This window comes from Flavobacterium psychrotrophum, from assembly GCF_003403075.1.
Taxonomy (GTDB): domain Bacteria; phylum Bacteroidota; class Bacteroidia; order Flavobacteriales; family Flavobacteriaceae; genus Flavobacterium; species Flavobacterium psychrotrophum.
On record NZ_CP031557.1, the window covers coordinates 892,217 to 902,849 of the forward strand.

General features: G+C 35.6%; 9 protein-coding genes. 1 reads left to right on the forward strand and 8 read right to left on the reverse strand.

From position 1 onward, the window contains the following. Positions 1-179: 179 nt before the first annotated feature. The 8 genes from DYH63_RS03820 to DYH63_RS03860 form a co-directional block, all read right to left on the reverse strand. Positions 180-491, reverse strand: coding sequence for a hypothetical protein (locus DYH63_RS03820; protein ID WP_116787545.1), 312 nt, complete (start codon positions 489-491; stop codon positions 180-182). Between the two features lie 934 nt (positions 492-1,425). Then, complete coding sequence (locus DYH63_RS03830) at positions 1,426-1,914, reverse strand: hypothetical protein (protein WP_116787547.1); 489 nt, start codon at positions 1,912-1,914, stop codon at positions 1,426-1,428. Further along, on the reverse strand, positions 1,911-2,198 hold the full coding sequence (locus DYH63_RS03835; protein ID WP_116787548.1) for a hypothetical protein: 288 nt from the start codon (positions 2,196-2,198) through the stop codon (positions 1,911-1,913). Before DYH63_RS03835 ends, DYH63_RS03830 begins: the two co-directional genes overlap by 4 nt. Before the next feature lie 230 nt (positions 2,199-2,428). Next, positions 2,429-3,049, reverse strand: a complete 621-nt coding sequence (locus DYH63_RS21810) for an RHS repeat-associated core domain-containing protein (protein ID WP_439952030.1) — start codon at positions 3,047-3,049, stop codon at positions 2,429-2,431. 103 nt (positions 3,050-3,152) lie between these two features. Further along, on the reverse strand, positions 3,153-5,273 hold the full coding sequence (locus tag DYH63_RS03845; RefSeq protein WP_116787549.1) for a DUF349 domain-containing protein: 2,121 nt from the start codon (positions 5,271-5,273) through the stop codon (positions 3,153-3,155). A 138-nt stretch (positions 5,274-5,411) separates the two neighbouring features. Further along, positions 5,412-6,152 (reverse strand): shikimate dehydrogenase family protein, encoded by a 741-nt coding sequence (locus DYH63_RS03850; RefSeq protein ID WP_116787550.1) that lies wholly within the window; start codon positions 6,150-6,152, stop codon positions 5,412-5,414. 24 nt (positions 6,153-6,176) lie between these two features. Then, positions 6,177-6,617, reverse strand: a complete 441-nt coding sequence (locus DYH63_RS03855; protein WP_116787551.1) for an energy transducer TonB — start codon at positions 6,615-6,617, stop codon at positions 6,177-6,179. A 304-nt stretch (positions 6,618-6,921) separates the two neighbouring features. Next, positions 6,922-8,589 (reverse strand): T9SS-dependent choice-of-anchor J family protein, encoded by a 1,668-nt coding sequence (locus DYH63_RS03860; RefSeq protein ID WP_116787552.1) that lies wholly within the window; start codon positions 8,587-8,589, stop codon positions 6,922-6,924. Between the two features lie 312 nt (positions 8,590-8,901). Between DYH63_RS03860 and DYH63_RS03865 the strand changes: the two genes are divergently transcribed. Then, positions 8,902-10,614 carry a tetratricopeptide repeat protein gene (locus DYH63_RS03865; RefSeq protein ID WP_162926913.1) on the forward strand — a complete coding sequence of 571 codons (1,713 nt, stop codon included), beginning with the start codon at positions 8,902-8,904 and terminating at the stop codon, positions 10,612-10,614. The last annotated feature ends 19 nt before the right edge of the window (positions 10,615-10,633 follow it).

Genomic DNA, 10,633 nt, shown 5'->3' on the forward strand with positions numbered 1-10,633 from the left:
ACTAGTGGTATATATTGGAGGCCAAAGAAAGCAATAACAGTATAACGATTATAAAGTTGTTGCTTTCACTCCTGAGCATATAACGGCATTAAAGGCAATGATAGGAAGATAGGGCTAACAACAATCTCCCCGTTTCGGGAAGATTTGTGTTTATTTAACGCTACATCTAATCCGCTACATTAATTTCTTGAATATTCGATTTCCTGTGTAACTAACAAATAATAATTTACATCACTTTTACTTATCTTTAAAGTATCATTATTTGCCTTTTTCGATATTACAAAAGGAGGATTAATATCTTGCAATTCTATTAAACCATTTTTGAAATGAACTCTTGAATAGCTACTTATTCCATCCGAATTATATAATACTTTATTTAAATATAAATCATTTCTTTCAAAAGATATACTTGTGACATGTAAATCATTGAGCTTTGTTTCAAATCTTATTTTTGGAGCAATTTCACGTTTATTCAAATCTCTTTCATTCATTATATAGAGGTATAGTATTCCAAGTAAAAAAGAGGAATGTAAAATGATAAAATTAATTTCTTGTTTTTCATTATTTCATAATTATTGTATTCCCATAATTTAAGTTAAATTAGCCTATCGACATTGAAGCACCAATACTTGCAGAAATGCCTTGCAATTTAACCACAAGGGGCTTAAGTAGTTAGTCGTCTGTTTATTGCTACTTTTTTGCCGTCCCTTTATACTCAAGTGCAGGGCTTGTTGTTTTAATTAAATTTTTGAATGCTTTGAAATAATGGCTTTATAAAATATACATGTAAGAACTAACACGCTAATAATTAAAAGGTATACACCATTTAAATAATCTAATTGTGATGCCAAATATGTATACACTAAACATTCTATAGCTAATAATATGAAAATTAAACCAGAAAATATATGTAAGTTATTTAATTTGAATGTATAATAAATTGGGACGGTCAAAACAACTGTAAACAATGTTGGTAAAGCTAAAAATATAAAACAATAATAAACTATGTCTTGAAATGTTTTCAGATTTTCTACTGAGATTAATGCGTAATTATCATTTTTGAACATCATCAATATATAAAATAAAAAATATTTTAAATACATATATAATGCAATGTTTATAAGTTTAGGTTTAAGCATAATTTTGTCTTCAGGAAACTATAAATTAAAGGTAAAAATCTTTCATAAATAAATCTTTCCACTATTAGTTGTTTCGGTTGAGCTCGCATTATTTTACCATCTAATTTACTTATCATAATTTAGTATCCAGTCTTCTATACATCCCATTGTAGTCTGTAAACCTCATTGGATTGTTGACACAATGTAGTTGTTACGCACGAGCAAGATCCTCGCGCCAGCAGGGGAATAAAAAAGCTACATTACAAAAACTGATATTATCTATGTAATTGGAAGCCCTCATTTAATATTACCAATTTTTTTTCTTATAAATGACTCCTTCAATTATTGAATTAACTACCAAATCAAACTTATTTTGGGCATTGATGCCAGGATACATCAAGAGAAATCTATTAAGAATGTTATTAGTAGTCATCATATAAATTACGCAATCAATTGTATTGTTGTTTTTATATTTAAAATATACTTTTATGAAACTCTTGTAGTTTTCCACTTTATTAACATCAATATCTCCAATATCAAATAAAAAGTCTTTGACGTTTTCTATTTTGACAGGTGTTGGTATTTGTAATTCATTTGACATCATATATAGTATATAACTAGGCTTTGTATTAATAGTGACTTGATAACTATCAATATTAGCTTGCTTTTCATTAGTGCTTTGATATAGTTTTGCACAAATTCCAGTTGGTAAGGGTAAAAGGTAAAAGTTATTTTCGATATTACTCTGTGCTTTCATACACGTTGCAAAAAACAATAAAAAAATAATCGATTTCATAAAAACATTTTTTTTAATAAACGCAAAAATAAGTTTCCTATCATAAAATATATCCATATTATGCTGGTTAATAATAAAACTATAAAAGGGATAAAAATAATTATTACTACCGTACCCAATAAGCCATAAACATCTTTGTTGTTAAAATTTACTGGAATAATACCTGAAATGTTAAATATAATATGAATTAAAGCAAAGGGAAGATAACCAAATAAAAATGTAATAAACAATGTCTCAAAAAGCTCCACTGGTTTTGTAGAGTATTTCTCTATAATTTTTTTCATCTTGTAAAATTGCTAGGTTTTGAGTCTAATTTATTGCAAATATATTCACTACTAATTTCCACTCCAAATATTGTTTAAGTAATCCGAAACATAACTTGCACCGCCTTGGATTAGTTTAGTAACTCCTACTGCTGCATTATATAAGTTTACGCTTCCACTAACTTTCCCACTTACTCCTGCAGGTGTCGGAACTTTTAAAGCTAGGCCTATAGTTGAAGAATTTGAGAAGCTCACTTCTGCATTTTTTCCTGCTTTAACTCCCCCGTTCTTTCCACTCCCGACGTTTTCACATCGACTTTACCGCTTTTACTTAGTGTAGTTTTAGCAGAATCAAGAGTAAATCCTATATCTGCGTTTGCACCACCCCATCCTGCTCCGACACTAGCACCTGGACCTTTAACTTCAACTTCTAGAGCATTCTCCTTGGTTGTTTGGCCCGTTACTTCGAATAAAGTGACCTCAGCATTGCCCTTAAGCGGACCAATTTGTACATCAACCCCACCAGTTTCACCCACTGAGAGACCAGCGTCATAATCAAAAACATCAACTAACAAACTTTTCGCCTCATTAAATAAGTTCTCTGTTTTCGCTGATGGGGTGAAATTTTGCATTGTTTCTCCTAAACGTCTTGCTTCTTTTGGTGGTCTAGTACCTCCAAAAGGATTTCTTGGGCAAGTTAGACAGTCTCCATTAGAATCCTCCGCCTGCATTCCATCAGGGTCAATGAAATACACAGGATTATTAAGAGCATAAGTATACGGGCTAAATCTCCTTGATGTCTCCGCCAGTGGGTCAATGTTCATCCACCTACCTACAGCAGGGTCATAATTCCTTGCCCCATAGTCGTACATGTTAAGTCCCAACTCGTCTTGCAGCTCTTTTCTGTTGTACTTATAGTTATTATAAATAAGCTATAAAAAAACCGGCAGCTAAGCTACCGGTTTTCTATATCAATTATTCTGCTGTTCCTTCTTCCTCCTGCGGTTTAGGCTTTTGGTTTAGGGTACGTATTTGTTTCAGTTTATCTTTCCAGGTTTTAAGCTCCTCTTTGTGGCGGTCAATGCTTTTATACACTTCCTTAACAAAAGGGTTATCGGCCTTAGCGTTGCTTATAAACTGTATGTTATTTTCAAGCTGGAATATCTCTGCCTGTACCTCGTCTATCTTGCGCATAATAAATACCTGCTCATTTTCGAGCTTACGGGTATCATCACTGCCAGAAAGCTGCTCCAGCCTGTTACTGAATTTAACCATTTCGGTTTCTTTCTTACTAAGGCTTAGCTTATCAAAAAGGGCATCCAGTATTTTGTTGAACTTGCCTTCTATATGCCTACGTGCCTGCGGTACACGGCCAAAGGTTTTCCAGTTCTCAATGTGCTTTTTAATGGCATCAAGATCTTCTTTGTGGTTACCGGTAAGTTCAAAATCCTTTAGGCTTTCAAGGTAGTCTTTTTTCTTTTCAAAAGCTTCCAGTTCTTCGCCGTTAGCTTCGTTACGGTGGGCGTGCAGCCTGTCAAAATAATGGTTGCAAGCCGCCTTAAAGTCTTTCCACACTACATCACTGTATTTGCGGGGTACATGGCCTATGGTTTTCCACTCGTCCTGTATCTGTTTCATTACAGCTGTAGTGCCTGCAAAATCGTCGCTCTCTTTAAGGGTATTGGCTTTTTCTACCAGTGCAAGTTTGCGGTTAAGGTTTGTTTGCTGGTCTTTTTTAATGTCTTTATAGAATGAATTCTTAACAGCATTAAAGTTTCTTACAGCATCTTTAAACGCCGCCCATGTAGACTCATTAACCTCCTGTGGTACTTTACCAGTTTTAAAAAATTCATCCCTAAGAGCCTCAATACGGTCTATCTGTCCCTGCCACGCACTATGTACAGCAATTTTTTCGCTGGCAATGGCGTTAATTCGGGCTATGATATCTTGTTTGGCCTCAAGGTTTTCTACCTCACCTTCACGCAGTCTTGCATAAAGAGCCTCACGCTTATCGTGCAGTTGACGTGTAAGTTCGCTAAAGCGATTCCATATTTCTTCACGGTAATCACGGCTTACAGGGCCTATTTCTTCTTTCCAAATTTTGTGCAGCGCCTGCAATTCGCGGAATGCTTTGTTTACATCTGTATCTTCAGCCAGTTCTTCAACGCGTGCTATTATTTTAAGCTTCTGCTCCAGGTTGTGTTTAAAGTCCAGGTCGCGTGCCTCACGGTCAAGGTGCAAGTGGTCATAAAAACGCTCTATATGAAAGTGGAAGTTGTTAAATACGTGGTTGTACTTATCTCTTGGTATAGGGCCGGCATTCTTCCAGCGTTCGCGCAATTCATTAACCTGCTTGATAGAGTCTTTAACGGTACTACCTGCATCGGCCAGCGCCTTAAGCTCTTCTATAATGGCAAGCCTTTTATCAAGGTTGCCTTTCTGGTCGTTTTGTTGTTTTTTAAAATGGCTGTTCTTTTTATCCCTGTACTGGTAGTAAAGGCCATCAAACGTACCCTTAAGCGGAAGGTTATATTCAAAATCTGTAGTATCGCCATTGTTATCGTTGGCATACTCATCTTTTTTATCCTCTATAAAATGATTGTACTTAGAATAAAATTCCCTGCGAACCTCTTCTACACGGTTTTTAACCGACATTACCTTTTCGGCATCAGCCAATTTGCCAAGTTCCTCAGTTAGCTGCTCCATAGATAGTGCGCTGTAATCAGGCACTTCTTCGGCATGGTCTTCGTCGTGGTGCTCTTCATCATGGCTTTCTGTAGCAGCATCCTCGGTTGCAGTAGTTTCTTCAGTCTGAGCTGCATCTTCGGGAGTTACCTCGCTGGCAGTTTCAGCAGCAATAACTTCCGGTTCAGCCTCAGCAACTTCTTCTTCTACTCGTCCGGTAAGTGCTTCCGGAGCAAAAGGTAACTGGCCTTCTGTTTCATGAAGGACTTTAAGATCTTCGCTGTCTTCAGGTAAATCGCTGTTATCGGTTACTTTATCACCTGGCAAATAGCCGTTTTCAAAAGTATCTCCTGCGCCTGTAATTTCATTTCCGTCTGCGTTATGCAGGTTATCATTCTTTTCGTCTAACATTTTATAATGCTTATGGGGTTAACTGCTTTATTGCCGAAAGATAATAAAGACTGTTTAATATTCAAAGAAAAACATCAGATTATGATATTTTTCTTAAAAAAATGTATTCGTTACTATTATATCTATTAAATAGCTAAATTATTTGTTCCAAATTTTCCATGCGCGCTCTGCCTGGTATACCAGCATCTTATAACCGTTAATAGTTTTAGCACCGTTTTCTTTGGCTTCGCGCAAAAAACGGGTTTCTTCAGGATTATAAACCAGGTCGTAAGCAATATGTTTTTTAGTAAAAAGCTTATAGTTTAATGGTGGGCATTCGTCTACTTTAGGGAAAGTACCTACCGGGCTGGTGTTGATAATGATATGGTACTCTTTAAAGATATCTTTATCAAGATCTGCATAGCCATAAATTTCGTCATTACCGTTACGCGATACAAAATCATACTCAATTTTCATTTTGCGTAAAGCAAAGGCTACGGCTTTAGCTGCACCACCCGTACCCAGTATAAGAGCCTTTTTATGATGCTCTTTTATGAGTGGCTTAAGTGATTTTTTAAACCCAAAATAATCGGTATTATACCCCTTAAGTTTGCCATTTTTAGAAACCTTAACGGTATTAACGGCACCTATTGTTTTTGCATTTTTAGACAGTTTATCTAATAGGGGCAGTACTTCCTCCTTATACGGAATGGTAACGTTAAGGCCTTTAAGGTGCTTGGTGTTTTTAATGATATACGGCAATTCATCAATTTCGTCGATGTCAAAATTGCGGTAGGTATACTCTTTTAATCCTGCCTTTTCAAACTTCTTTTTAAAATAACCTGCCGAAAAGGAGTAGCTTATATTGCGGCCCACAAGGCCAAATGTTTTGGGTTTCAAAATAGTATGTTTACTTGTGTGTTGCTAATTTTTAAACGTGTAGGGTAAGGCATACCGCATTCGTACCTTAGCGCCTTCGCTATTTGTAGCCACTATCCATTTTGGAGACTTAGAAATAGCATTGATTACTGCGGCACTTAATCCCTTATATGGCTCAGGTGCCACAATTATATCACTCAGGTTTCCGTCTTTTTCTATGATGAAAGAAACATACACCCTGGTTTTTTTGTCTTTAGGAAGTTGAAGTTTACGGGTGTCAATGTTTTTTGAAAGGAAGTCCATAAAAGCTTTGATACCGTCGGCATATTCTGCAGGAGTTTTTGTTTCCTGAGGATTGTAAACGGCATTAGGATCACTAAGGTCACGCTTAGGAGGTTCAGGAAAAATAGGTAATACACATCCAATTGAGTCTTTTTGCCCAAAACATGATATACTGATAAAGAATATGACTAATAGGTATTTCATAATTAAACCTTGCCTTTTGTAGGTACGGTAAATATAAAAATTATTTGTAAAGTTAATGTTTCCTGTATTTTGATTTTATGGATATTCAAAATATTTAAGTAATTGCATTGAGATATAAGCATCCAAATCTTTGAATTTGGGTTTTTGGGATAGGGTTACTGTAACACGTCAAATTCGCCAAATCTGCCTGATGGGTTTGGGAATTTATCTGTAAAACCGTAGTAAACAAATAACGCCATTGAGATTCAATGGCGTTATTCAAATGTTTTGCATATTATACAGTCAGGAGGTTATCAGGTATAATTTATTGTTTTATAAACCTTCCTGTTTGTTCCCCAATTTTTAAAATATAGATTCCGGCGGGTAAACCACTAACGTTAATTGTGTTATTGTTTAGGGCAGGCGTTGCTATTTGCCTTCCTGTTACATCATATATTTCAGATGCTTTAGTATCTGTAAGCGTAGTAAAATTTATATTTAATATGTCTTTTACAGGATTTGGATACATTACCAGGTTTGCTATATGGTTCTCAGGTATGTTGAGAGCTGAAAACTGAAATGTAGCACTTACAGGTAAGTGGTTAGAAGTAGTAGTATAATAGCGGCTAATGGTGCGTGATACTATAACTTCCTGTGCAGCGCTATTGCTTACATAATTATCGGTTAATTCGTTAGAAATAATTATGTTTTCTATGATAGGATGCGTTCCAAATCTTGTATCTACATCTGTTATGTTTTTGGTAATGCCGTTGTAATTAGTTACATCATCTACAAAGTTTTTATAAGGAGAATCGGTACATTGGCATGCGGCACTTGTAGTTCCTGTCAGGTAATCGTTAAAATCGCCAATAACAATTACATTCTTTGCATTATAATTTGTGCCGTCTAATATTATTTTAAGTGCTTCAGAGGCACCCTGTCTGCGAGTATAGCTCGATGCGTTATCATCTTCTGCTTTTGCATGAATATTTACTATAGATACCGGAACCGGAGTACCGTTTGCTGTAATAAGATTTAGATTATACAAAGCAGGAAAACGCCCGCCAGACCAATTGTAATTGTACGAACCGCTGCCACTGCTAAGTTGAGAAGAACTAACCAGTTGTACTTTATCTTTTTTGTAAATAATACCCTGTCTCTGGGTACATTCTCCGGTGTTAGTGGGTACTATGCTTCCTGCCCACACGTCGCTGCCTAATTGAGAAACAAGTGTTGCTATGGTTGGGTTAGTTGTTGTATTTGTTACTTCCTGAATGCAATACAAGTCAGAGTTCATAGAGCGCATGGCAGCCACTACATTACTTATTTGAAGCGCTTCGTCATCAGGGCCATATTGTGTACAGCCCAGCCATTCGGTATTCCAGTTTGTAATTTTAAAAGTACTCGTAGGCCCGGGATTGTTGCTTTGTTCTCCTGTAACCTGTACATTTTTAATCTCCCAGGTGGCACTTTGGGTTGCACTGCTCTTGTAGCGGAAAGCGATACGCGAAGAGGCTGATTTAGCTGCATCAGGTATTGTAAGTGATCCCGAAGAAACATATTGCCAGGCAGTACTAATGTTTTGGTTTAATCCGCTAAGTGCTATCCACGTAGTTGTTGCCGGATTACCGGTATAATTTGCAGTAGCAAAAACACTGTACCAGCCCTCTGCAACACCGGCATTCATAACCGCTGCACTGCCGCGTGTATGGCTAAAGGTAAGTTGCGGATTGTTAGTTTGAGATAGGTTTAAAACAGGGCTGATAAACCAGTCTTCGTTTTCGTAGCTCTGGCCAGCCGTATAGCCACTGCATACAGCTCCATAAATTGCGCTGAAATTCCAGCCCTGATCGCCGGTAACGCTAACAGGGGTAAAGGTATTAAAGCTGTCCTGTGTAAGTAGTGTCTCGTTTAGTATTGTGGTTTGAGCACTTGTAGTAAAGCTAAAACCTATATAGACAAGAAATATAATAAGCTGATTTAGTTTTTGCATTGTTTTGTTAAATAACAGATGAATTATATAATTTGTAGCAGATAAATAAAACGTTGGTATGCTAATTTGCAAATAAAAGAAGTTTTTGTTAAAAAATGTAACGCCGTTTGTTATGTTTTTTTTAAGACTTTGAATAATCTAAAATGTTGCAGTTATTTCAGTAAAAGGCATTGCTATTTTTTTGTTTTTTTATTCAGCAATCCCCACTATATTTGGATTATGAAATGTCGTTGCATTAATTTTTTATATTTAACATTTTTAATATTTTTTGTTTTGTTTTTTGTTTCCTGTAGTAAGGATAATAAAAAACGGATGACAGATGACGGTAGAGATTCTATAGACTTTGATTCAGTAATTACAATAGATGTAAATGAGGCAAAGAGAATTACCGATGCCGTTCTAAACGATGCGGAACGAACCAATAATGATTCTGTTTTTCTTAAAGGATATTATTACAGAACACTTCTTGATGTTAATTCGGGCCTGACCGACAGAGTAATAATAGATAGCAAGCGTGCTCTGGATTACTCTGCCCTGCTACATGAAAATTATTATAAGCATAAGCTATATACCGTTTTAGGTAAATTTTATGTACAACAAAACGATTTTACAAAAGCATTAAATTACTACCTGAAAGCAAAAGACTATTTTGAAGCTGAAGCAGATTTAAAAAATCTTGCGGTTTGCTACAATGGCCTGGGGATACTTTACTTCGAAATGGGCGATTTTCAAAACTGTATTGCAAACTTTAATAAAACGTTTGACATTTATAATAAGACAGGAAACACAAGGGGTAAGGGAATATTTTATGCCAATATGGGTAATGTTTATAATATTCAAAACGACTATAGTAAAGCTAAAACATATCAGTATAAAGCACTTTCTACTTTCAGCAGCCTTAAAGATACTGTAAGTACAGTTAGCTGTATGATAAACATAAGTAATATAGACTCTAATCTTAAAAACTTTGATTCGTCTTTTCAAATGCTAAACAATGCCCTTAAGCTGGCAGAGCAGATAAACAATGAAAGGCTAAAAGAACGTATCCTGTTTAATATTGCGCTTATTTATGATGGGAAAAAGGATTTTGTAAATGCCCGAAAATATCTTGAACAGGATCTTGAACTTTCAAGAAGTATAAATTATGCCAGCGGCGAACTGGATGTAACACAAAAATTGTCTGAAATTGCCAAGAAAGAAGGCAATTTAAAAGAATATGCAGAGCTTACACAAAGTTTTTATAAACTTAAAGACAGTATTTACGGGTCTGAAGTAAAACAAAAAATAGAAGAGCTTAAATGGGCAAATGAATTTGAAAAATCCGAACTAGAGAAAAATTTACTGAGGAGTAAATATGAAGTAGAAAAGGAGCGGGGCAATTACCTAACGGTTTCAATAGTACTTACTGCCATCGCATCAATACTTGGCCTGGGCTTTATATGGTTACTGTATCGTAATAATAAAAAGAATTTACAGATAAGCAATTTTGAAAACGATAAGTTGCATCAAAAGGTAGTGCGCGAGCATATCAACCTGGAGCGTGAGCAGGCAGAAAACGAGATTCTAAAACTTAAGTCGTCTAAACAAGAGGTAGAGCTCGAATCAAAAAACAGGGAGATAACCTCAATGAGCATTCAGCTTATAGCTAAGAATAAACTGATGTCTGAAATTTCAGATGCTCTTGACAACAGTAAAAAATCAAAATCTAATATTGAGGCCGATTTAAAATCTATACTTTTTCAAAACCAGAACCAGGAAAAAGACTGGGAACAATTTAAAGAAATTTTTGTAAAAATACATCCGCGTTTTTTTGATAAAATAGCTTTAAACTACCCGCAGCTTTCTGCTACCGATATAAGGATATGTGCTTATATAAGAATAAGAATGTCGCCTAATGCAGTAGCCGGTTTATTGAATATTTCGCTACAAAGCCTGCATACTTCAAGATATAGAATAAGAAAAAAGTTAAATTTAGAAGCCGATCAAAATCTTGATGATTTTATCATAAGTATCGATGATATTTAGCATTGTTCATTAGCTTTAA

Excerpts from the sequence above, each read along its gene's own strand:
- DYH63_RS03820 (WP_116787545.1), bottom strand. The coding sequence starts at position 491 with ATGAATGAAAGAGATTTGAATAAACGTGAAATTGCTCCAAAAATAAGA.
- DYH63_RS03830 (WP_116787547.1), bottom strand. The coding sequence starts at position 1,914 with ATGAAATCGATTATTTTTTTATTGTTTTTTGCAACGTGTATGAAAGCA.
- DYH63_RS03835 (WP_116787548.1), bottom strand. The coding sequence starts at position 2,198 with ATGAAAAAAATTATAGAGAAATACTCTACAAAACCAGTGGAGCTTTTT.
- DYH63_RS21810 (WP_439952030.1), bottom strand. The coding sequence starts at position 3,049 with ATGTACGACTATGGGGCAAGGAATTATGACCCTGCTGTAGGTAGGTGG.
- DYH63_RS03845 (WP_116787549.1), bottom strand. The coding sequence starts at position 5,273 with ATGTTAGACGAAAAGAATGATAACCTGCATAACGCAGACGGAAATGAA.
- DYH63_RS03855 (WP_116787551.1), bottom strand. The coding sequence starts at position 6,617 with ATGAAATACCTATTAGTCATATTCTTTATCAGTATATCATGTTTTGGG.
- DYH63_RS03860 (WP_116787552.1), bottom strand. The coding sequence starts at position 8,589 with ATGCAAAAACTAAATCAGCTTATTATATTTCTTGTCTATATAGGTTTT.
- DYH63_RS03865 (WP_162926913.1), top strand. The coding sequence starts at position 8,902 with ATGACAGATGACGGTAGAGATTCTATAGACTTTGATTCAGTAATTACA.